Consider the following 21,455-nt stretch of genomic DNA (forward strand, 5'->3'; position numbering starts at 1 on the left):
CGTGATCCGTTTCATTCTTTCGATTTTCGGGGCGATCTTCAGCCTCGTGACCTTGGGTATTTTCATGGCCGCGCTGGTCGTAGGCGCGGTCTTCTGGATGTATGGGCGCGACCTTCCCAGCCATGAATCGCTGGCGCAGTACAAGCCGCCGACGATCAGCCGAATCTATTCGGGCGAAGGCCAGCTGATCGACGAATTCGCACAGGAACGCCGCCTGTTCACGCCGTCCGAGGAAATCCCCGATCTGGTGAAGCAAGCCTTCATCTCGGCGGAAGACAAGAACTTCTACACCCACCAGGGTTATGATCCGCGCGGTATCATTGCCGCCGGTATCGAGGCGGTGAAGTCCAAGGGTGAGAACGTTCGCGGTGCGTCGACTATCACGCAGCAGGTGATGAAGAACTTCCTGCTGTCCGGCGACCGCCGTGCCGAGCGAAAGATCAAGGAAATCATCCTCGCCACCCGGCTTGAAGATACACTGGACAAGGAACAGATCCTCGAACTCTACATGAACGAGATCTTTCTGGGTCAGAACTCCTATGGTGTGACCGCTGCCGCGCAGACCTATTTCAACAAGACTTTGCAGGAACTGGAGCCGCACGAGGCCGCGACCCTGGCCGCGATGCCCAAGGCGCCGTCGGACTATCACCCGGTTCGACAAAAGGACCGCCTGCTGGCGCGCCGGAACTACGTGCTGCGTGAGATGAACCAGAACGGGTATATCGATAAGGCGACATACGACACCGAAGTCGACATGCCGCTGCGCTCGGTCCAGAACGGTGATTTCGAAAGCTTCCGCACCGCGCTGCCGCCGCGCGACTATTTCACCGACGAGATTCGCCGCCAGCTGAGCGAGGATTTCGGCGAGGGTGAGTTCTTTACCGGCGGTTTCACCGTCCGTGCTTCGGTTGATGAGGAAATGCAGGTCGAAGCAGCCAAAGCCCTGCGCACCGCGCTTCAGAAATACGACCGTTCGCGTGGCAAGTGGCGCGGCACGGGCGAAGTCATTCCCGAAGAAAAGCTGGCCGATGAGACGCAGTGGCGCGAAGCGCTGGCGATCATGGAAATCCCACGCGACGTGGTGCTGCCGACGCAGTGGTATCCTGCCGTCGTGATGAACGTGGGCGAACAGCAGTTGACCGTGGGCATTGAAGATGGCCCCGCCGACGGCATCGTTCCGCGTTCGGACATCCAGTGGATGCAGGGCGATTTTGCGGCGAACTTCAAACGCGGCGACGTCATTCTGGTCATGGCCGGGGAAGAGGGCCAATGGTCCGCCCGACAGATCCCCGAAGTGCAGGGCGGATTCGTCGCAATGGATGTGAACTCGGGTCGCGTTCTGGCGATGCAGGGCGGGTTCTCGTATCAGGACACCGTGTTCAACCGTGCCACGCAGGCGCAGCGTCAACCGGGGTCGAGCTTCAAGCCCTTCGTTTATGCGGCTGCTTTGGACAGTGGCTACAGCCCCGCAACGATCGTGGTGGACGCTCCGATTGAAGTGAACACGCCGCAAGGTCTCTGGCGCCCCAAGAACTCGTCGAACAAGTTCTACGGCCCAACACCGCTGCGCACCGGGATCGAACAATCGCGGAACCTGATGACCATCCGTCTGGCGCAAGAGGTTACCATGCCGGTTGTCGCAGGCTATGCCGAGCGGTTCGGTGTTTATGACCGGATGGGCGCATTTCTGGCCAACTCGCTGGGGTCCGAAGAAACCACGTTGTACAAGATGGTTGCTGCCTATGCGATGTTTGCCAATGGCGGCGAGCGCGTAGAACCCACTTTGGTCGACCGTATTCAGGATCGTTTCGGCAAGACGATCTACCGTCATGACGATCGCCAGTGTCTGGATTGTAACTCGGCGTGGTTGGAGCCGGATGAGTCGCCCACCATTGAGACCAACCGGTCTCAGGTTATGGACGCGATCACCGCTTATCAGTTGACGTCGATGATGAAGGGCGTAGTGGATCGTGGTACAGCCTCGGCCCATATCAATCTGCCGGTGCCCACGGCTGGTAAGACCGGTACGACCAACGAATCCAAGGATGCATGGTTCATCGGCTTCACCTCGAACATCGTCGCCGGGTGCTATATCGGTTACGACCGTCCGCGCCCGATGGGGCGGGGGGCTTATGGCGGCACCATGTGCGGCCCTGTCTTCCAGAGCTTCATGGAGAAAGCCGTCGAGAAATACGGCGGCGGCCCGTTTGAAGTGCCCGAGGGTGGCCATTTCATCAAGATCGACCGTTTTAGCGGCGCGCGTCTGCCGGCCGATGCAACAGGTGACTACGTCGTAGCCGAGTATTTCCGCGATGGTGTCGACGGCTTTATCGACCGCGTCTATGACGGTGGTTTCGCGATGGGATCGGACCTGCCACTGTTCGAAGAGGCAAGCTCGGGCCGACAGGTCACAACGTCCACCGGCAACACGATCACGGTTGGCCCGAATGCCAGCCAGGGCGATTTGCAGGGCGGCGGTCTTTACTGATCGGCCGCTCTTAGGAACAGGTTGAGCAAGTCTGCCTGGCTGTCGTCCATAACAGTTCCCTCGGACCGCCAGAAGATCGACAACGCACATTTTGCGGCGACCCATCGTTTCAGGCGTTTGGGCTGAACGCGCAGGGCCTCGGAATAGAGTGCAATGCAACGGTTGATCTGTTCAGGCTGGCGCAGAAGCTCCGGCATACCCTTTGGGTGGCGCAAGGCATTGGCCAGCTCAAAAGCCGGATCGCCCAGATACCCCTTGGCGTCAATAACCTGCAGACCCTTCGAGGTCTGGATGACGTTGTCATGATGCAGATCACCATGCAGTGGCACCGGATCGTCTTGGGTGTCCAGAAGAGACTGCGCCAAGCGCATCGCGCGGGTCATGTCCCGTCTAAGGTCTTCACGGCAGTTCACAGAGAAGACACAACCAAACAGCGGGGAAAAAACCTCTTTCAGGTCCTTCAAACCTGCCCGGTTCACCAGCGGCTCGGCGTGAAGGCGAGCTGCAGTTTCAGCCAACAGGTTACAGGCTAGGTCCGGGTCGCCGCGGCGGGCAATATCACCCAAGGAAGGGCCTTCAAGCCATTCCATCAGCACCGCATTTCCTGTTTCGGCCAATACCCGAACGGCGCCACGATCCTGCCAGCGCGCCAATAGCTGTGCACCGGGGGCTTCGTTCCCGCGATCAGGCTTTCTATAGAGTTTGAGCGCCGCTTCGGTTCCGTCGGACGTTTTGACCTTCCACACCTTTGCCAAATCGGTATCAGCGACCGGTTCCATGATCGTCAGGCCCCAACTCTTGGGAAACTCAAGCGGTACATTTCTCATTCCAGTCTCACGTGCCTTGTGGTGGTCTCGCGCTCTTGCTATCACGCAAGCCTGATTGAGCAAGTTGGGACAAGACTATGCGCGCCGAAACCCAGAACACCGTGGCGGAAATCGAAAAGTCGCTGGAGCTGCTGGCGCAGCGCATGGACTATGAAACCGCCCCCCACCGTCTTGAGGAATTCAACGCTCGGGTCGAGGACCCCAATCTGTGGGACAACCCTGAAAACGCGCAGAAACTGATGCGCGAACGTCAGATGCTGGTGGATGCCATCGAGACCTACGAGTCGATCAAAACCGATCTGAGCGACAATATCGAACTGATCGAACTGGGCGAGATGGAAGAGGACGAAGAGGTCGTCTCCGACGCCGAGGGCGCCATCAAAAAGCTGAAGGCCAAAGCCGCCAAGAAAGAGCTTGAGGCGCTGCTGGATGGTGAGGCCGATGGCAATGACACGTTCCTCGAAATCAACTCGGGCGCAGGTGGCACGGAAAGCTGCGACTGGGCCTCGATGCTGGCGCGGATGTATGTGCGTTGGGCCGAGAAAAAAGGTTACACGGTCGAGCTGCAGTCCGAGACCGCGGGCGAAGAGGCGGGGATCAAATCCGCCGCTTACAAGATTTCTGGTCACAACGCCTATGGCTGGCTGAAATCGGAAAGCGGCGTGCATCGATTGGTTCGGATTTCGCCTTATGACTCGGCAGCCAAGCGGCACACCTCGTTCAGCTCAGTCTGGGTCTATCCGGTGGTCGACGACAATATCGAGATTGAGGTCAACCCGTCCGACATACGCATCGACACCTACCGGTCCTCGGGTGCGGGTGGTCAGCACGTGAACACCACGGACTCGGCCGTTCGGATCACGCACATCCCGACCGGGATTGTCGTAACCTCGTCCGAGAAGTCGCAGCACCAGAACCGCGATATTGCCATGAAAGCGCTGAAATCGCGTCTGTACCAACAGGAACTGGATCGCCGGAACGCCGACATCAACGCCGCACATGAGGCCAAAGGCGACGCGGGGTGGGGCAACCAGATTCGGTCTTACGTTTTGCAGCCCTATCAGATGGTCAAGGACCTGCGCACCAATCACGAGACCTCGGACACAAAGGGTGTTCTGGATGGGGATCTGGATGGATTCATGGCCGCGACGCTTGCGATGAATGTCGCCGGCAAGAGCCGCTCGGAGGCGCAGGGCTAGTAAGCCGGGCGGGGGGCACTGCCCCGATCTCCACATGCGGAGATTCCCCCGAGGTATATTGGGCCAGATGAAGCAGATCCAGGGCGCTGTGTTTCGTACGAGAAAAGATATATGTAAAACGTGGGTTTAAATGAGTTTGAGCCCCGGCTAGGCTGAGCGCGACACACTGACACGGGACGCGATGAGCCACGGATGGATCTGAGCCAGAAAACCGCAACCGCTTTGCTGGCCGATCTCTCGGCAGGACGCGTTTCTGCCGCTGATCTGATGCGCGCAACGTTGGCCCGGATCGCGACAATAAATGGTCCCCTCAACGCAATCGTCGCGCTTAGGGATCAGGATTCTTTGATGGCCGAGGCTCGGGCTTTGGATGCGGGGCCTTGGACAGGGCCGCTGCACGGGTTGCCGATCGCCGTCAAAGACCTGGTGAATGTCGCCGGCATCGTGTCGTCGCAGGGATCACCGTTGTACCGGGACCATGTGCCCAAGGAAGACGATCTGATTGCAGAGCGGTTGCGGGCCGCGGGCGCCATCCTGATCGGAAAAACCAACACACCGGAATTCGGATTGGGGTCGCACACGTTCAATCCTGTCTATGGTGCCACACGCAATCCCTACGACACTTCGCGCACATGCGGTGGATCGTCCGGCGGAGCAGCCGTCGCACTCGCAACAGGGATGTTGGCGCTTGCAGATGGCTCTGACATGATGGGCAGTCTACGTAACCCGGCAGCTTGGAACAATGTCTATGGATTCCGCCCGAGCTGGGGAAGGGTGCCGCCGGAACCAGCAGGCGACGTTTTCCTGCATCAGTTGTCCACCCTTGGTCCCATGGCCCGGTGCCCTGAGGACTTGGGCCTGTTGTTGGACGTGATTTCAGGCCCGGACCCCAGGCATCCTTTGGCCGTTCCCAGACAAGCGGTTTCTCCGGTTCAGGCCGCAGAACTTTCTGGCGTACGGATTGGTTGGCTGGGCGACTGGGGCGGAGCATTTCCGTATGAGGATGGCATTCGCGAGGTGTGCGAGGACGCATTGTCCGTCTTTACGCAACTTGGTGCACAGGTGGAGCCTGTTGCGCCGCCGTTCGACGCCGAGAGCATGTTCGACAGTTGGGCGACACTGCGGTCGTGGAGCGTAGCGGCCAGCCTCTCGCCGATGGCGGAACACCGGGCGCAGTTGAAAGATACAGCACAATGGGAAATGGACCAGGGGCAGGCTTTGACGGCGATGCAAGTGCATCAGGCAAGCGTTGTCCGATCCGACTGGTTCCGGCGCGCGGCTGAGATTTTTCAGGATTATGATGTGCTTGTCCTGCCATCCGCTCAGGTCTGGCCGTTTGATATCGAAACGCCGTTTCCCACAGAAATCGCTGGGAAAACAATGGATACCTATCACAGATGGATGCAGGTTCTTGTTCCCGTCAGTTTGATTGGTTTGCCGTGTCTGTCGGTTCCGGCCGGGTTCGGCGCAGGCGGGTTGCCAATGGGAATACAGGTCTTTGGCCCGCGTGGGGCGGATACACGCGTACTATCGATAGGGGCCGCTTATCACGCTGCGACCAAGTGGCCGCAAAAACGACCGGCTTGAGGAAAAGGCCGGAAAGGGGAGGAGAGACAGAACATGGAAAAGCCCTTTGGTGTTCCGGCAATGGGACCCGTGAATACAGAAATGCTGCGTCTGGCATTGCGCCGCGCTTGGGCGGATTTTCGTCGTGCACCGATCTTTGGCTTGTTGTTCGGTGGGTTCTACGTGCTGGCCGGTTGGGTGATGGCATGGGTGACGATCGAAACAGAGACGTCCTATTGGCTGGTGTTGGCCGCGATAGGATTCCCCTTGCTCGGGCCATTTGCAGCCGTGGGTCTGTATGAGGTCTCGCACAGGTTGGAACTGGGTGAACCATTGAATTTCGGGGCGATTTTTGGCGTGGTCATCCAGCAAAGCCGCCGACAGTTGCCGTCGATCTGCGCGATTATCGTGGTGATCTTTCTGTTCTGGTTCTTTCTGGGCCACATGATTTTCGCCCTGTTCATGGGTCTGTCCACAATGACCAACGTGTCCAGTTCGTTCGAGGTGTTTCTGACCCCGAACGGCCTGACGATGCTGGCCGTTGGAAGCGCTTTCGGGGCCGTGTTTGCAATTGTTCTGTACATGATCACAGTGCTTTCAATCCCGATGTTACTGGACCGAGAGCTGGATTTCGTGACCGCCATGATCGCCAGTTTCAACTATGTCAGATCGAACCCCACGGTCATGCTGGGGTGGGGTGCGTTCGTGGCGGTGCTGACCTTTGTCGCAATGATCCCATGGTTTTTGGGGCTGTTAATCGTGCTGCCTCTGCTGGGACATGCCAGCTGGCATCTGTATCGCCTCATCACCTTGGCGGGAGACGGGAAGAACTCCTAGGACCTGGCGGCAAATGGTGTTGTCGGGTTAGGCAGCGCTCTGCTCAAATCGCTTGGCGGCCCGGGCCGCGGGCAAAGCGGCTGTGGGCTTTGTGCCAAGATAGTTCAAGGTCAGTCTGCGCATGGTGGTTGCTTGTGCCGTGGTCTTTGACAGGCAAATCGCAACCCCGCGCCAGCGTTCGGAGTTCTCATCCGAGCCTCGGGTTACAAGGTAGATGCGGCTGTTTTGCGCGGCGCGACTGGACATAAGAATGTATATCTGTTGGCCCGCGCAAGCGGCAATGCCCTGAACCTCGCGCCTGGACGGTGAAGCCTGTTTTTCGCCGTTACTGGGTTCATAGCTGCGAACGAGTGTGCACTGCGGCATTCGCCGCGCATGGATCACTCTGTGTCGGGTCGAAAGCCCCTCATCCAGTCCTGTTTCCGTGACATAGTAGAACCCAGCCGGCAATAGGTTCTCGGTCAAAGTGGACGGGCCCGATCCCAGAAACTCGGTCAGGGCCGAGGCCGCCGGATGTATTGGCGGCAATTCGATTTCATCCAGAGGACGCAGGAGAATTCGGGCGTCGACGTCAAAAAACCGGCACATACGATCAAGGACATCGGGGCGGGGAAAGCTCTCGCCCGCAAGATATCTGTTGAACTGTGTCCTGTTGATGCCAAGCTGACGGCAGAGCTCTGACACAGAAGAGTATTGCCGCGACAATTGTCGCAGATTGGCGCCAAACATCCTGCGCAATTCATCAGGGCTACGGATACTCTTGGTCATTTCTGTCCCAGATTCCAGAGTGTCGTTCACAAGGGCGACGCACCCGACCTTTTTGCCGTTCATGCGCTTTTAATCGTACTGATGACCCTAGCGGACGCATCCCAACACCACGCTACGTTTTGAAGCTAACGTAGGGGGTAACAAACGCAATAGGCTTTATGCCAATTTGTATGATCTTTTGGGGCTTTTATGTTCATCGGCAACAATCAGCTGAACCACTAAAGCCCTCTGAGCAGCATCGCCTCGCCCCATAAATTGGGGCGAGGCTGAACAGTTCAATCTCCGCGCAACAGGGCGGCGACGCCGGTACGGGCGATTTCAACCAGGCCCAGTGGGCGCATCAGATCGGCGAAAGCGTCAATCTTGTCCGGAGCGCCCGTGATCTCAAAAATGAACGAATTCAGCGTGCTGTCGACAACGTTCGCGCGGAAGATATCTGCCAGACGCAGCGCTTCGACCCGCTTGTCACCGCCGCCAACGACCTTGATGATGGCCAGTTCCCGCTCAACCGAGGAGCCTTCGACAGTCAGGTCGTGAACATCATGTACCGGCACGATGCGCCCCAACTGGGCTTTGATCTGTTCGATCACCTGCGGGGTACCAGTGGTCACTATGGTGATGCGGCTGAGATGGCCGGTGTGATCCACCTCGGCCACGGTCAGGCTATCGATGTTGTAACCGCGGCCCGAGAACAACCCGATCACCCGCGCCAGAACACCCGGTTCGTTTTCGACCAGAACCGCAATCGTGTGCTGTTCCTGCACGTCCGAAAAGGTGGGGCGTAGGTTATAGGCGGAATGGCGCGTCGCGCCTTTTTTGATATGTAGGGCAGACATTTATGTCCCTTTCGTCATCCTGAAATGTCAGGCGCGCGTGGCGCCCAACAGAATTCATCGAATTAGGTCAAACCAGAACCGAGCCTTTGGAATCGATCACGCCCTGCGTCTCGGCTTCGCCCAGCAGCATTTCGTTATGCGCCTTGCCCGACGGGATCATGGGGAAGCAGTTCTCGTGCTTTTCAACCAAACAGTCGAAGATCACCGGGCCGTCATAGTTGATCATTTCCATGATCGCGTCATCCAGATCGGCAGGGTCAGAACACAAAATACCCTTGGCGCCGAATGCCTCGGCGAGTTTGACGAAATCGGGCAGGGCCTCGGACCACGAATGCGAATAGCGCTCGCCATGCAGCAGTTCCTGCCACTGGCGAACCATGCCCAGACGTTCGTTGTTCAGAATGAACTGCTTCACTGGCAGGCGGTACTGAGCGGCGGTGCCCATTTCCTGCATGTTCATCAGCCAGGATGCCTCACCAGCTACGTTGATGACCAGCGCATCCGGGTGTGCCATCTGAACACCGATGGACGCCGGGAAGCCGTAGCCCATGGTGCCCAGACCACCCGATGTCATCCAGCGGTTGGGGTCTTCGAACCCGAGATACTGCGCGGCCCACATCTGGTGCTGACCGACCTCGGTTGTCACATAGCGGTCGTGGTTTTTGGTCAGTTCCTCAAGACGTTGCAGCGCGTATTGAGGTTTGATGGTCTTTTCGCTGTTGGTGTAGGCAAGGCAGTCGACTTTGCGCCAATCGGCGATCTGATCCTGCCACTTGGCAACCGAGGCGGCATCGGTCTTACGACCGCGCGCTTTCCAAACTTTCAGGATGTCTTCCAGAACATGGGCGACGTCGCCGACAATCGGGATGTCCACGCGGATCACTTTGTTGATCGAGGACGGGTCGATGTCGATATGCGCTTTCTTGGAATTTGGCGAGAACGCGTCGATCCGCCCGGTGATACGGTCGTCAAACCGCGCGCCAATGTTGATCATCAGGTCGCAGTCATGCATCGCCAGGTTGGCCTCATAAAGACCATGCATGCCCAGCATTCCCAGCCAGTTCTTGCCCGATGCCGGATAGGCGCCCAGACCCATCAGGGTTGAAGTGATCGGGAAGCCTGTCGCGTCGACCAGTTCACGCAGCAACTGGCTGGCCGCCGGACCAGAGTTGATAACGCCGCCGCCGGTATAGAAAACAGGTTTCTTGGCGGTTTCCATCGCCGCAACCAGTTCGGTGATCTCTTCCAGATCACCCTTCAGGACGGGCTGGTAATGTGACGTCGAAGGTTTGGGGGCGCTGTACTCGCCTGTGGCGAACTGCACGTCTTTGGGAATGTCGACCAGAACAGGACCGGGGCGGCCCGATGTGGCAACATGGAATGCCTCGTGCATCGTGTCAGACAGCGAATCCGTGTCCTTCACCAGCCAGTTATGCTTGGTGCAGGGGCGAGTGATGCCAACGGTGTCGGCCTCCTGAAAGGCGTCGGAACCGATCATGAAAGTCGGAACCTGTCCGGTCAAAACAACAATCGGGATCGAGTCCAGCAATGCGTCCGTTAGGCCGGTCACCGCGTTCGTTGCGCCAGGGCCGGACGTCACCAGTGCAACACCGGGTTTGCCGGTTGACCGGGCATAGCCTTCGGCGGCATGAACCGCGCCTTGTTCGTGCCGCACCAGAATGTGGCGAATGTCGTTCTGCAGAAAGATTTCATCATAGATCGGTAGCACGGCGCCGCCGGGGTATCCGAATACTGTGTCCACGCCCTGATCCTTGAGGGCCTGAACCACCATCTTTGCGCCGGTCATCTCACGTGTCATCTGCTTTGCTCCGTTCGCGACATGTGTCTTGCGTTTGACAAAAAAAAGCCCCCGATGTTCTCGGAGGCGCATGGGTTCGATTATGGTTTACCGTTACCGGCCCATGCGCGTGTTTCCTACGATTACGACTAGCGTTTTCATCGCCAGAGGCTCCTTTTTGCTTGGCTGGGACATTATGAGCAGGGGGAAGGGGCGTCAACAGGCAATTGAGCCAATTTTGTAACTCGAGGGGCGAATTTTGCGACATTTTATTGCGCAGATTGACGCATGTGGGGAATATTCAGGAAAAAAGGCCGCTTGACCCTCCATATCTCTGTGATTTGGGCGGTCAAAAAGCGGCATGCGAATGTCCGAAACAAGCATGATGGGCGGATTTGACTAGGGCACGCTGACCTTGACCGATCACACGAGGGAGGCTGAGGATGATGCACGATCTGGTTGATCTAGGGCGATATCCGATCGATTGTCCGGACTCGGCGGCATATGAGCGGTTGATCGAAGACTTGCGCCGCGAACTGGATCAGGACGGATGTGCGGTACTGCCTGGATTTGTCCACGAAGACGGTTTGTCCCAGCTTTTGAAGGAAGCGGAAGCAACAGCGGACAATGCGCACCGCTCCTTCAATCGCACCAACGCCTATTTCACGCAGGATGATCCCCGGCTGGAGCTGAACCACCCGGTGCGCAGGTTTTATGACCGGTCGAACGCCTTTGTCCCGGCGGATAACTTTCCGAAGTCCGGTCCTTTGCGGCGGATTTATGAGTTCGAAGGTTTTCTTCCTTTCATCCGCGACGCGCTAAACGAACCCGAGGATCGGTTTTTTCGCTACGACGATCCATTGGCGGATGTGATTGTCAACGTGGTCGAGGAAGGCCAGGGCTTTCCCTGGCATTTCGACACCAACAACTACACTGTGACCTTGGCCATTCAGAACGGCGAGGATGGCGGAGCATTCGAATATGTTCCCAACCTGCGTAGCGCCGCGGAAGAGAACTTTTCAACGGTGGCCTCTGTACTTGACGGAAACCGGGCGCTGGTCAGGACGCTGGAACTGCAGCCGGGGGATCTGCAAATATTCAAGGGTCGGTACTCGCTGCACCGCGTGGCTCCGGTCAGAGGGGAACGCAGACGGTATGTCGGCATTTTTTCCTTTGTTGAGACGGAGGGAATGTGCGGCGGGGTTGAGCGTACCAGGCAATTGTACGGCCGTGTTTTGTCGCATCACCACGAACGGGAAGGTTTGCGAAAGGACCAGTTGTTGGATTGAGTGGGTATGGGGTACGACTTGGCGCAAGGTCTGAAACCGGAGGACCATATGTCAAAAGTACTGCAAATCACTCCCTTTGTTCTTTGTTCTTCCCTGCAAAACCAGATTGATTTCTATTGCGACCGGCTTGGATTTACCTGCGGCTTCCGGCAGGACAACTATGCGTTTCTGTCGCGCGGCCCGATCGCCATTCGTTTGCTGGAATGCCCGGTGCGCGAGGATGGCCGGCCGCTGGGCGACAATCAGTCTTTCTATATTGATGTCGACGGAATCGACGATCTGTATGAAAGTCTAAAGGGGGGGCTGGCTGATCTTCCTGATGGGCGCGTGCGTCCGCCATTTGATCAGCCATATCTGCAGCGCGAGTTCCACGTCCTCGATGAGGACGGAACGCTGGTGTTTTTTGGTGAGGACATCCGGCCGAGGTCATAGGGCAGGGGCTCCCGCCCAGAGTTGATGTGCCTTTGGTTGGGCCGCCTCCGATTGGGCCCGGCAGCGCTGCGCGCTGCGGTTGCGCTGGGTCAGAAGCCGGGGCTGGTACCTTGCAGCACGCCATGTTCCAGCGCATAGCGCGTCAGACCGGCAGTCGACGAGATGCCGAGCTTGCGCTTGATGTTCTTGCGGTGCGTTTCGACGGTTCTGACTGAAATATCCAGCGCAAGGGCCACTTCCTTGTTGGATTTGCCCTGCGCCAATTCTAGCAGAATTGTCTGTTCGCGTCCGGTCAGCGCCTCGCGTGCGCTGCCGCCCTTCGGCTGCAGCGATCCGCTGGCCCCGGTGCACAAATACTGCTCGCCTCGCATCACCGCGTCGATGGCTTGCTTGATCTCGTCGGTGGGGACGTCCTTGAGCACGTATCCCTTTGCGCCGTGGCTGAGCGCGGTGGAAATGTATTCCGGGCTGTCATGCATGGACAGGATCAGAATGCGCGTATCGGGCAGGCGCTCCAGAATGATCTCGGTGGCGCTGAGGCCGCCGAGGCCGGGCATGTTCAGGTCCATCAGGATGACATCGGGTGCCAGCTCGGTCGCCTGATCGACGGCCTCCTGACCGCTGCCCAGTGTTCCGACCACTTCAATTTCATCGAAACTTTCAAGGATCGATTGAATCCCCTCGGCAACCATCGGGTGGTCGTCGACGATTAGGACACGGATGGTCTGATCACTCATGTACCGGCCTTTCGGTTCGGAGTTGCGTCTTCCTGCGGTGGCAGCATGTGGCTGAGGGGCAGGCTGGCCTCGATCACTGTGCCGCTGCGTGGCGGGCGTGATGACAGAATGCGCAGGGAGCCGTCAAGTTGTTCGATGCGTTCCTGCATGTTGCGCAGGCCGATACCGGGGTTGGCAGGATCAGGCGTCGTGCGTAACCCCCGGCCATTGTCGGTGATCCGCATCGTTGCGCCTTTCTTGTGGCCGCGCAGGTCTATTGTAACACGGGTTGCGCCGGAATGGCGTTCGATATTGGTCAATGCCTCTTGCGCGATACGGTAGAGGGCGATCTTGCTGTCCTGATCCAGTCGGTTGCGGAAGACAACGGTCGAAAACTCGGTCTCGATCCCGGTGCGTTCGCAGAAATCATCGGTCAGCGCCTTCAGGGCAGGGCCAAGGCCCAGATCGTCCAGCACGCCGGGGCGCAGATCGCGGCTGATGCGGCGGACCTCGGTGATCGCGGAGCCAAGGTTGTCTATGCCTTTGTCCAGCGGGTCACGCGCGCCTTCGTCATCGCCACGCGACAGTCGGCGTCGGGCGTTGTCGAGGGCATATCGCACACCGACCAGAATCTGGCTGATCCCGTCGTGCAATTCGCGCGCTACGCGGCCGCGCTCTTCTTCCTGGGCGTCAAACACGCGCTGGGTCAGTTCCTTGAGCTTGGCATCCGCCAGCCTGCGTTCACGGACATTCAGCAACATGCCCGAGGCAAAGACAACCAGAACAGCAGCCAGAACAATTGCACCGAGATACATGAAGGTGCGTTGCACGCGCGCCTCGACTTCGGCGCGGGCAATGGCGACCGTGGCCACGATATCGTCGATGAAGACACCGGTTCCAACGGCCCAACGCCAGTCCTGCAGGCCGACGACATAGGCGATCATCTGTGCCTCTTCCCCGGTCGAGGGCTTTTGCCACATGAAGCTGTGCCACCCGGCGCCCTGTCGGGCAAGACTGATGAATTCGTCCACGATGGGGGTACCGTCGCTATCCGTCAGACCCTCCCAATTGCGGTTGATGAATTCGGTCTGGCGCGGGCTGACAAGGTTGTTGCCGTCATAGTCGTAGACGAAAAAGAAGCCGTCCTTGCCGTAGATCATCGCCGACAGGATCTGGGTCACAAGGTTCTGAGCGACTTTGTCATCCGTCGATGCGCGCCCGTAGATATACGCAAACCCGTTGCGCGCCTGCGTGACATAGTTTCGAAGTTCTTCCTTCTTCGCTTCGATCAGACGCCGTTCCAACGCCTGAATCTCGCGCTCGGCTGTCGCGCGGGACTCGTATGCCACGAACAATGCGATCGCGGCCACGGCCACAACCAAGGGTATTGCCGCCACAAGCGACAGCTTTTGGCCATAGGTCAGTGAAATCAGGTTTCGGAATCCCCACATGGCCGAATCGATACGCAAGCGCGACGCAAAATGCAAAATTTTTGGGTTTTTGATGCACAAGAGGCGTGAAATCCCTGTGCTTGGTAGCCCTTGCTGCGGCATTAACCTTCTAAAATAGCGAAAAAAACTGCGGCCTACGTAGTAGTAGGTATTCACATTCACATCTTGGTCATTAGGCTGACGCGCACTGAAAGCGACTATGCCCGGAATTGGCCCGGGTACTGAATATGTAGGGGAGGAACACTCATATGGATCGTCGTTCATTTCTGAAAACATCTGCTCTGGGCGGCTCGGCAGCTGCTGCCACCACGCTGGCGGCTCCGGCATACGCGCAGGGCAAGCGCACACTAACCATGGTAACCTCGTGGGGTCGTGGTCTGGCCGGTGTTTTCGACAGCGCACAGCGTTGCGCCGACAGCATCACGGCAATGTCGGACGGCAACCTGACTGTTGACATCAAAGCCGCCGGCGAACTGGTTGGCGCGTTTGAGGTTTTTGACGCAGTATCGTCGGGTCAGGCCGACATGTACCACGCGGCAGACTACTACTTCGTTGGTCAGCATCCGGGTTACGCGTTCTTCACCGCTGTTCCCTTCGGTATGACCGCTCAGGAAATGGTGAACTGGTACTACCAGGACGGCGGCATGGAGCTGCATGACGAGCTGGGCCAGATCTTTGGTCTGAAGTCGTTCCTGGCCGGTAACACCGGTGCGCAGGCCGGTGGCTGGTACTCGAAAGAGATCAACAGCCCCGATGACTTCAACGGCCTGAAGTTCCGTATGCCGGGTCTGGGCGGTAAAGCTCTTGGTAAACTGGGCGCATCTGTTCAGAACATCCCGGGTTCGGAAGTGTATCAGGCGCTGTCGTCCGGCGCGATCGACGGTACCGAGTGGATTGGTCCGTGGGCCGACGAGAAGGCCGGTTTCCAGGAAATCACCAAGGTTTACTACACCGCCGGTTTCCACGAGCCGAACGCAGGTCTGTCGCTGGCAACCAACCGCGACGTCTTCGAAAGCCTGACACCCGCTCAGCAGAAGATCATCGAGATCGCAGCCGCCGAGGCGCACCAGTGGAACCTGGCGCAATTCCTGGCCAACAACGGTGCGGCCCTGCAGCGTCTGCAGTCGGGTGGCGTCAAGGTCATGGAATTCCCGGACAGCGTTTGGGATGCATTCGGCAAGGCCAGCCAGGAAGTGCTGGACGAAAACATGGGCGACGATCTGTTCAAGAAAATCCACGACAGCGCAGTGGCATCGTCGACATCTTCGGCTGGCTGGCTGGACCTGTCGTCGGGTGTCTACACCACGCAGCGTAACCGCGTACGCGGCTAATCGCCAAAATCGTGCTAAAATGGTTTCCCCGCACCTGCGGGGAAACCTTTCCCGTTGCACATGCGCGGCCTGGACAATGCCGCCATAAACAGCAGTGCAACCGATACGACCTGGGGACAACATGCAGGACGAAAACGGTATCTCGTTCTTCGGCGCCCTGTGGAATGGACTGATTTGGTTCATTCAGAACATTGCCGAAGCCTTCTATAATTTCGGATACGCCATCACGCATCCGCAACTCTGGCTGAATTGGTCGGACAAAGAAGCCATCATGCGCTTTGTCTACTATGGCGGATCGGTCGAGTTCTTCTTTGTAGTTTTCACACTGTTTCTGGTTCTGACGGCCATCGGCCTGTATTTCCGGAACTTCATGTGGGGCATGGTGCGCGGTCTGGAAGGATTCGCGAACACGACGGGCCGGTTCTTTGCCTGGGCGGGCCTTCTGATGGTTATCCAGCAGATCGTCATCGTCTTTATGCAGCGCGTGTTCGCACGGCCAGACATGGCTTTTGGTATGGGTATCCCGTTCCAGATGGACATCAGCTGGTATGCTGAGGAACTGAAGCTATACAACGCGATGGTCGTCTGCCTTTGCTGTACCTACACATTCGTGCAAGGCGGCCACGTGCGCGTTGACCTGATTTACGCGGGCATCAGCCACCGCGCCAAGCGCGTGGTCGACATGCTGGGGGCGTTGTTGTTCATGATGCCGATGGCGGTGCTGACCTGGATGTATGGCTGGTACTTCATGTGGCGTCACCTGATCGTCCCGAAGCCGTCGGCCAGCGACACGCTAGATCGTCTGGTGATGAAGTCCCGCGCCCTGCGCTGGAACGTCGAAACCATCGGGTTCAGCCCCAACGGATTCAACGCCTACTTCCTGTTCAAAATCCTGCTGATTGCATTTGCCGGAATGGTGTTCCTGCACGCAATCGCGTTCCTGTACCGCTCGTATCTGGAATACGTGGAAGGACCGGACAGCGTTGGAAAATACCTCGACAAGGACAGCCTTGGCGAGGGTGAAGAAGCCTACGAAGGCGCACATTAGGGACGGAGACCCAGACTATGTTATTCGGACTTGATGGCGTCGAGATAGGCCTCATTATCGTATTCTTCTGCCTTTTCGGGGGCATTCTCTCGGGCTTCCCGGTGGCGTTTGCCATCGGCGGGGCCGGTATCATCTCATTCGGGATCATCGCGGCACTGGACAGTGCCGGGCTGCTTATCCATCAGGCGATCGACACAGGCTCGCAAGCCTATCGGGATGTTGTGAACTCGGGCGTCAAACCCGACGTAATATCCGTGTTCCGATACCCCGACTTACCTAGGATCGCAGAGCCGGTCTTTGTGCAGGGGTGGGAAACCGCTTTGGACCGCAACGTATCGTTCATCGTGAACCGTATGAACGAGCGGGTCCTGGCCGGGCAATCCATCGAGACCCTGTTGGCCGTGCTGATGTTCGTCCTGATGGGCATCACGCTGGAACGTTCGAAGATCGCGAACGACCTGCTGACCACAATGGCGCGCGTTTTCGGCCCGCTGCCGGGTGGTCTGGCCGTGTCGATCGTGGTCGTTGGTGCTTTCCTTGCGGCCTCGACGGGTATCGTTGGTGCGACCGTTGTGACCATGGGCCTGCTGGCGTTGCCGACCATGCTGCGAAACAACTACTCGCCGGAACTGGCGACGGGTGTGATTGCGGCCTCGGGCACGCTTGGGCAGATCATTCCGCCTTCGATCGTTATTGTTCTGCTGGGGACGCTGGCCGGCGACCTGTATTCGACCGCGCAGGAAACCCGCGCTGTTGAGGCAGGTTGCACCGATGCGCTGACCTATCTGGGGGAACCCGCGGTGGTCTCGGTTGGGACGCTGTTCCAGGCGGCTTTGCTGCCGGGGATCATGCTGGCTTTGCTCTACGCGCTCTATGCCTTTGGGTACGCTCTGCTGAATCCGGAAAAAGCACCAGCGGTTGAGATTTCAGGCGGCAGCGGTGAGCCTATCACCCGGGCCGAAGGCCTGACGTGGTTGCTGGGTGCGCCGGTGGCACTGATCGTTGGTGCAATTGTGCTGAGCAGCGCAGGTGTGATCGGCAGCCAGAATACCTCGGTTTCGGCTTTCTCGGATATCGGTCAGGGCGCGTCGCTGCGGACCAATGTTTCGGCTGAGTGTCAGGCTTCGATGATCGAACTGCACGGTCAATCAGCCTGGGATCAGGCCGTAGCCGAGCAGGAAGCCATCGATGCCGCAGGTGGAACGACCCAGGCTCAGCGCCTCAGCGAAGAAGAACTGACCGCTGCACGTGAAGCCAAGATCGCTGCTGCCGCCCCAATCGGGACCGGTGTTGCGGTGATCGTGGTGCTGCTGGGTCTGACGCTGGTTCTGGGCCGGGGTATTGCCCCGTCGCGTCCGGTTCAGCCGCTGATCGTGGGGGCCATTGGCTTGCTGCTGATGCTGTTGGTGGATGTCCTTCTGATCGCGCCGACGACGTCGGCGGGGGCGACCTTCCTGCTGTTGGCAGTGCCTTTTGCGCTGGCCATTTATGGCTGCAAAGAAGCTGCTGCGCGCTGTGCAACCAATGATCTGATCCGGGTGGTTTTCCCGCCCCTGGTTTTGATCATCGCGGTTCTGGGCTCGATCCTTGGTGGTGTGACCAACCCAACTCCGGCGGCTGCGCTGGGGGCCGGTGGTGCGATCATGCTGGCGGCCTATCGCAAGCTGCAGGATCAGGGCCGGTCGGGCAAGGTGATCATTTGGTCGACCTTTGCGGTCATCATCTGTCTGTTGATGGGCGTGAACTTTGATCTGCGCGTCAATCAGGGCGGTGTTACGGTCGAAACCTGGATCGCGTTCGTGCTGGCCTACGCGTCGTACCTCTACGCATTATTCGGTCTGATTTTCGCCTGCTGGGTTCTGTTTGCCAGCGGGGTTTTGACACCGGTCGTGCGTGAGACAGCCAAGGTGACCTCGATGGTCTTCACCATCCTGATCGGATCGCAGCTGCTAAACCTGGTGGTGATCTCGTTCGGAGGTGAGCACTATATCCAGCAATTCCTCAAGAGCTTTGACAACGAGTTCACGGTCTTCCTGATCGTGATGCTGGTGCTGTTCATTCTTGGGTTCGTGCTGGATTTCCTCGAGATCATCTACATCGTGATCCCAATCGTTGGCCCCGTGATCTATGGCGGGTCGTTCGATCCCAAATGGGTGACGATCATGGTGGCGGTGAACCTGCAGACGTCGTTCCTGACGCCTCCGTTCGGGTTTGCGTTGTTCTACCTTCGCGGCGTTGCGCCCAAAGAGGTCACAACGGGCCACATCTATCGCGGTATTGTTCCGTTCGTGATCATTCAGGTGGTCGGGATTGCGATCCTGTGGTTCTTCCCGACGATTGTGACCATCATTCCGGATTTGATCCCGAACTGATGGAATCGTTTGATCTAAATTGAAAAGGGGGCCTGCGGGCCCCCTTTGCTTTGGAACTGGGGAAGGGGCCAGCCCCTTCTTGGCCTGCGGCCAATTCTACCCCGAGGTATTTTGAGCCAGATGAAGAGCGGATCAGGCGAACTGGATCAGGTCCCAGCGGTTTCCGTACGGGTCGCGCCATACCGCGACTGTGCCATAGGGTTCGTGGCGCGGCGCTTCCTCGAATTGCACGCCTGCGGCCGTCATGGCTGTGTGGTCACGGTTGAAATCGTCCGTTTGCAGGAAAAAGCTGACGCGCCCGCCCGCCTGATTGCCCACGGCGGCAATCTGACTTGGGCCGTCTGCTTGGGCTAGCAGTAAAGACCCATTGCCTGAACCGGGTGGGGCGACCCGAACCCAGCGCTTCCCATCGCCAAGATCGACATCTTGCAGCAGTGCGAAGCTGAGAGTTTGGGTGTAAAACGCGATGGCATCATCGTAGTCCGGCACCACGAGGGTGACGGCGAAAAGATTCTGTTGCATGGGGGGTTAGCCTTTGGTGGGGTGGCGGTCGGGCAGTTGGATGCTGGCAACCTGCTCGGCGATTGGTGCCGTGGACAGGGGGTGGTGGCTGGGATCAATCAGTTCGGTCGGATTGCCAACGCTGATCCAGTCGCCCTGATAATACGCCTCAAGTCCTGAAAAGCGCGCCTTGTATCCCATCTTTGGGCTGCCGGGCACCCAATAGCCAAGATAGACATAGGGCAAGCCCGCCTCACGCGCGATATCGATGTGATCCAGGATCATATAGGTGCCCAGAGAGTTTTGCGGTCTCTTGGGATCGTAAAACGAGTAGACCATGCTCAGACCATCATCCAGAACATCGGTCAGGCTGACGCCGATCAGATCGCCGGATTCAGGGTCGGCGTATTCCACAACGCGGCTACGGATCGGGGTTTCCTCGATCATTGCGGCGAATTCGAACACGTCCATATCGGCCATGCCGCCATCTGCGTGGCGCGTGTCCAGATAACGGCGGAACAGCTCATATTGCTCGTCCGTCGCCCAGGGTGAGTTGGCCTTGCGCTGCAGATACGCATTGCGTTTGGCGGCGCGCTTCTGGCTTTTGCTGGGGCGAAATGCCGAGACGTCTATCCGGGCAGACAGGCAAGCGGCGCAATCCGAACAGGACGGACGATAGAGAACGTTCTGCGATCGCCGAAATCCTTGCTGAGACAGCGAGTTGTTCAGCTGATCCGCACCTTCGCCCTGAAGGGCGGTGAACAGCTTACGCTCCATCCTGCCCTCAAGGTAAGGGCAAGGCTGGGGTGCCGTCACATAGAATTGTGGCGCTATTGGCAGCGTGTGTCGCATGAACGTCCCGTGTCTCCTGCGACCAGATGATAGCAACCGATCCCGGAACCGCCAAGTGATTCACGCCGTTGAATTTTTTACGCGCGCTGGTTGATCATGACCGTTCCAAGGAACGCATCGGTAAGTCCCTGGCAGCGGGCGCTGGTCAGCATCATGACGACCGAAATGATCTGAATGATCGGAAAGGCCATGCTGACGAAATAACCCGCCGTGTGGGCCACAGCTTTGCCCGTATCCATTCGGGAACCGAAGGAATCCCGCAACTCGATCCCCATGAAGCGCATGCCCAATGTCGCCGACCCGTTTGCGATGGTCACGACACGATAGATAAAGCTGACGACGGCATAGATCAGGGCCAGGATAAACAGACCCATTCCGAAGGTCAGCAGGATCGCCACTGTACACAGCAGCGAGATGAAGACGATGTCGAATAACCAGGCGATAAAACGTTTGATCGCGACAGACTGATAGAACTCAGGCTGTCTGTCTGGGTCGGGCAGGTGGGTCATATTGTGTTTTCCGGGTGAGAATTTTGGACACCCTGTCCCGAAATGCGGGACAGGGCAAGGTCGGCTTAGGCGCGGTCGCCGTTTTCAGCCTCATCGCGGTTTTCGCGGGCGCGTTCGTCCATGAACTGGTCGAACTCAGCTTTGTCCTTGGCTTCGCGCAGGCGACGTAGGAAGGCTTCGAAATCCTGCTGTTCGCGCTCCAGTCGGGCCAGAGTGTCGGACTTGTAGGCGTCAAACGCGCTGTTGCCGGATGGCTTCATCGCGCTCATGTGGCTGTGCCATGATTTGCGACGGCTGCAGGATTTGCTGAACATGCGTTTGCTCCAGATCATATAGGCCAGAAGAGCCAGGCCAACGGGCCAGAAAAAGATGAAACCAAGGACCATGGCGGCGATCCAGGCCCCTTTGCCCTTGTCATCCATCCAGGCTTCGGCGCGGTAGAGCCACCCCGGGTTCTCAGGGACGGCGTGGTCGGACAATGCGGTCATTTCGTTTCTCCGGGTTGAAGTAAATTGCGTTCACATTGTCTAGATGGGTGCTGAAAGGGTGGTTGCAAGGGGTCAATGTGAAAATGATTTACATTTTGCGATTTTTGGGGCGTTGACCTTGCTGAGGAACAGGCGCACTTTCCGCCT

At 58.1% G+C, this 21,455-nt stretch carries 19 protein-coding genes; 9 read left to right on the forward strand and 10 right to left on the reverse strand.

All coding sequences use genetic code 11. The features are described 5' to 3' along the window. The first annotated feature begins 1 nt into the window (after position 1). A complete protein-coding gene (locus tag ACR0AA_RS01490; protein WP_480755307.1) occupies positions 2–2,488 on the forward strand; it encodes a penicillin-binding protein 1A in 2,487 nt (828 codons plus the stop codon). Here the strand turns inward: ACR0AA_RS01490 and ACR0AA_RS01495 are convergent. Continuing rightward, on the reverse strand, positions 2,482–3,315 hold the full coding sequence (locus ACR0AA_RS01495; protein ID WP_480660740.1) for an aminoglycoside phosphotransferase family protein: 834 nt from the start codon (positions 3,313–3,315) through the stop codon (positions 2,482–2,484). The two genes, ACR0AA_RS01490 and ACR0AA_RS01495, sit on opposite strands and share 7 nt — an antisense overlap. A 77-nt stretch (positions 3,316–3,392) precedes the next feature. On the opposite strand from ACR0AA_RS01495, the gene prfB reads away from it, so the two are divergent. The 3 genes from prfB to ACR0AA_RS01510 all read left to right on the forward strand — a co-directional run bounded on the left by prfB (position 3,393) and on the right by ACR0AA_RS01510 (position 6,917). Continuing rightward, entirely contained in the window at positions 3,393–4,514 is a 1,122-nt protein-coding gene (gene prfB / locus ACR0AA_RS01500) for a peptide chain release factor 2 (protein ID WP_480660739.1), read from the forward strand. 192 nt (positions 4,515–4,706) lie between these two features. Then, a complete protein-coding gene (locus ACR0AA_RS01505) occupies positions 4,707–6,101 on the forward strand; it encodes an amidase (protein ID WP_480660737.1) in 1,395 nt (464 codons plus the stop codon). Between the two features lie 33 nt (positions 6,102–6,134). Continuing rightward, a complete protein-coding gene (locus ACR0AA_RS01510; protein ID WP_480660735.1) occupies positions 6,135–6,917 on the forward strand; it encodes a DUF2189 domain-containing protein in 783 nt (260 codons plus the stop codon). A gap of 27 nt (positions 6,918–6,944) precedes the next feature. Here the strand turns inward: ACR0AA_RS01510 and ACR0AA_RS01515 are convergent, their stop codons facing one another. The 3 genes from ACR0AA_RS01515 to ACR0AA_RS01525 form a co-directional block, all read right to left on the reverse strand. Beyond that, positions 6,945–7,748, reverse strand: a complete 804-nt coding sequence (locus ACR0AA_RS01515) for a helix-turn-helix domain-containing protein (RefSeq protein WP_480755308.1) — start codon at positions 7,746–7,748, stop codon at positions 6,945–6,947. A 212-nt stretch (positions 7,749–7,960) separates the two neighbouring features. Further along, complete coding sequence (ilvN, locus tag ACR0AA_RS01520; protein WP_480660731.1) at positions 7,961–8,521, reverse strand: acetolactate synthase small subunit; 561 nt, start codon at positions 8,519–8,521, stop codon at positions 7,961–7,963. A gap of 67 nt (positions 8,522–8,588) precedes the next feature. After that, a complete protein-coding gene (locus ACR0AA_RS01525; RefSeq protein WP_480660729.1) occupies positions 8,589–10,340 on the reverse strand; it encodes an acetolactate synthase 3 large subunit in 1,752 nt (583 codons plus the stop codon). Between the two features lie 422 nt (positions 10,341–10,762). On the opposite strand from ACR0AA_RS01525, the gene ACR0AA_RS01530 reads away from it, so the two are divergent. Both ACR0AA_RS01530 and ACR0AA_RS01535 read left to right on the forward strand, forming a co-directional pair. Beyond that, a complete protein-coding gene (locus ACR0AA_RS01530; RefSeq protein ID WP_480660727.1) occupies positions 10,763–11,608 on the forward strand; it encodes a HalD/BesD family halogenase in 846 nt (281 codons plus the stop codon). A gap of 48 nt (positions 11,609–11,656) precedes the next feature. Continuing rightward, positions 11,657–12,040 (forward strand): bleomycin resistance protein, encoded by a 384-nt coding sequence (locus ACR0AA_RS01535; RefSeq protein WP_480660725.1) that lies wholly within the window; start codon positions 11,657–11,659, stop codon positions 12,038–12,040. An 89-nt stretch (positions 12,041–12,129) separates the two neighbouring features. Here the strand turns inward: ACR0AA_RS01535 and ACR0AA_RS01540 are convergent, their stop codons facing one another. After that, positions 12,130–12,777 carry a response regulator transcription factor gene (locus ACR0AA_RS01540; RefSeq protein WP_480660723.1) on the reverse strand — a complete coding sequence of 216 codons (648 nt, stop codon included), beginning with the start codon at positions 12,775–12,777 and terminating at the stop codon, positions 12,130–12,132. Continuing rightward, positions 12,774–14,207: a cache domain-containing protein gene (locus ACR0AA_RS01545; RefSeq protein WP_480661203.1), complete on the reverse strand. Its 1,434-nt coding sequence runs from the start codon at positions 14,205–14,207 to the stop codon at positions 12,774–12,776. Before ACR0AA_RS01545 ends, ACR0AA_RS01540 begins: the two co-directional genes overlap by 4 nt. Positions 14,208–14,455: 248 nt before the next feature. Between ACR0AA_RS01545 and ACR0AA_RS01550 the strand changes: the two genes are divergently transcribed. The 3 genes from ACR0AA_RS01550 (at position 14,456) to ACR0AA_RS01560 (ending at position 18,958) form a co-directional block, all read left to right on the forward strand. Continuing rightward, entirely contained in the window at positions 14,456–15,538 is a 1,083-nt protein-coding gene (locus ACR0AA_RS01550) for a TRAP transporter substrate-binding protein (RefSeq protein WP_480660721.1), read from the forward strand. A gap of 121 nt (positions 15,539–15,659) precedes the next feature. Beyond that, positions 15,660–16,586: a TRAP transporter small permease subunit gene (locus tag ACR0AA_RS01555; protein ID WP_480660719.1), complete on the forward strand. Its 927-nt coding sequence runs from the start codon at positions 15,660–15,662 to the stop codon at positions 16,584–16,586. A gap of 17 nt (positions 16,587–16,603) precedes the next feature. Continuing rightward, positions 16,604–18,958 (forward strand): TRAP transporter large permease, encoded by a 2,355-nt coding sequence (locus ACR0AA_RS01560; protein WP_480660717.1) that lies wholly within the window; start codon positions 16,604–16,606, stop codon positions 18,956–18,958. A gap of 132 nt (positions 18,959–19,090) precedes the next feature. Here ACR0AA_RS01560 and ACR0AA_RS01565 read toward each other — a convergent pair whose 3' ends face one another. From ACR0AA_RS01565 to ACR0AA_RS01580, 4 genes are all read right to left on the reverse strand, one after another. Then, positions 19,091–19,480 carry a VOC family protein gene (locus tag ACR0AA_RS01565; protein WP_480660715.1) on the reverse strand — a complete coding sequence of 130 codons (390 nt, stop codon included), beginning with the start codon at positions 19,478–19,480 and terminating at the stop codon, positions 19,091–19,093. 6 nt (positions 19,481–19,486) lie between these two features. Beyond that, positions 19,487–20,311 (reverse strand): arginyltransferase, encoded by an 825-nt coding sequence (locus ACR0AA_RS01570; RefSeq protein WP_480660713.1) that lies wholly within the window; start codon positions 20,309–20,311, stop codon positions 19,487–19,489. 77 nt (positions 20,312–20,388) lie between these two features. Next, the gene (locus tag ACR0AA_RS01575; protein ID WP_480660711.1) at positions 20,389–20,820 is read right to left on the reverse strand and encodes an RDD family protein; all 432 of its coding nucleotides are present in this window, start codon (positions 20,818–20,820) and stop codon (positions 20,389–20,391) included. Between the two features lie 65 nt (positions 20,821–20,885). Next, on the reverse strand, positions 20,886–21,308 hold the full coding sequence (locus ACR0AA_RS01580; protein WP_480660709.1) for a DUF2852 domain-containing protein: 423 nt from the start codon (positions 21,306–21,308) through the stop codon (positions 20,886–20,888). Between the last annotated feature and the right edge of the window lie 147 nt (positions 21,309–21,455).

Source organism: Ruegeria sp. CE8, assembly GCF_056537465.1.

What these genes read in the sequence shown, in the direction of transcription:
- ACR0AA_RS01550 (WP_480660721.1), top strand. Translation starts at nt 14,456, where the DNA reads ATGGATCGTCGTTCATTTCTGAAAACATCTGCTCTGGGCGGCTCGGCA.
- ACR0AA_RS01540 (WP_480660723.1), bottom strand. Translation starts at nt 12,777, where the DNA reads ATGAGTGATCAGACCATCCGTGTCCTAATCGTCGACGACCACCCGATG.
- ACR0AA_RS01505 (WP_480660737.1), top strand. Translation starts at nt 4,707, where the DNA reads ATGGATCTGAGCCAGAAAACCGCAACCGCTTTGCTGGCCGATCTCTCG.
- ACR0AA_RS01565 (WP_480660715.1), bottom strand. Translation starts at nt 19,480, where the DNA reads ATGCAACAGAATCTTTTCGCCGTCACCCTCGTGGTGCCGGACTACGAT.
- ACR0AA_RS01530 (WP_480660727.1), top strand. Translation starts at nt 10,763, where the DNA reads ATGATGCACGATCTGGTTGATCTAGGGCGATATCCGATCGATTGTCCG.
- ilvN (WP_480660731.1), bottom strand. Translation starts at nt 8,521, where the DNA reads ATGTCTGCCCTACATATCAAAAAAGGCGCGACGCGCCATTCCGCCTAT.
- ACR0AA_RS01555 (WP_480660719.1), top strand. Translation starts at nt 15,660, where the DNA reads ATGCAGGACGAAAACGGTATCTCGTTCTTCGGCGCCCTGTGGAATGGA.
- ACR0AA_RS01495 (WP_480660740.1), bottom strand. Translation starts at nt 3,315, where the DNA reads ATGAGAAATGTACCGCTTGAGTTTCCCAAGAGTTGGGGCCTGACGATC.
- ACR0AA_RS01545 (WP_480661203.1), bottom strand. Translation starts at nt 14,207, where the DNA reads ATGTGGGGATTCCGAAACCTGATTTCACTGACCTATGGCCAAAAGCTG.
- prfB (WP_480660739.1), top strand. Translation starts at nt 3,393, where the DNA reads ATGCGCGCCGAAACCCAGAACACCGTGGCGGAAATCGAAAAGTCGCTG.
- ACR0AA_RS01580 (WP_480660709.1), bottom strand. Translation starts at nt 21,308, where the DNA reads ATGACCGCATTGTCCGACCACGCCGTCCCTGAGAACCCGGGGTGGCTC.
- ACR0AA_RS01535 (WP_480660725.1), top strand. Translation starts at nt 11,657, where the DNA reads ATGTCAAAAGTACTGCAAATCACTCCCTTTGTTCTTTGTTCTTCCCTG.
- ACR0AA_RS01525 (WP_480660729.1), bottom strand. Translation starts at nt 10,340, where the DNA reads ATGACACGTGAGATGACCGGCGCAAAGATGGTGGTTCAGGCCCTCAAG.
- ACR0AA_RS01570 (WP_480660713.1), bottom strand. Translation starts at nt 20,311, where the DNA reads ATGCGACACACGCTGCCAATAGCGCCACAATTCTATGTGACGGCACCC.
- ACR0AA_RS01560 (WP_480660717.1), top strand. Translation starts at nt 16,604, where the DNA reads ATGTTATTCGGACTTGATGGCGTCGAGATAGGCCTCATTATCGTATTC.
- ACR0AA_RS01510 (WP_480660735.1), top strand. Translation starts at nt 6,135, where the DNA reads ATGGAAAAGCCCTTTGGTGTTCCGGCAATGGGACCCGTGAATACAGAA.
- ACR0AA_RS01575 (WP_480660711.1), bottom strand. Translation starts at nt 20,820, where the DNA reads ATGACCCACCTGCCCGACCCAGACAGACAGCCTGAGTTCTATCAGTCT.
- ACR0AA_RS01515 (WP_480755308.1), bottom strand. Translation starts at nt 7,748, where the DNA reads ATGAACGGCAAAAAGGTCGGGTGCGTCGCCCTTGTGAACGACACTCTG.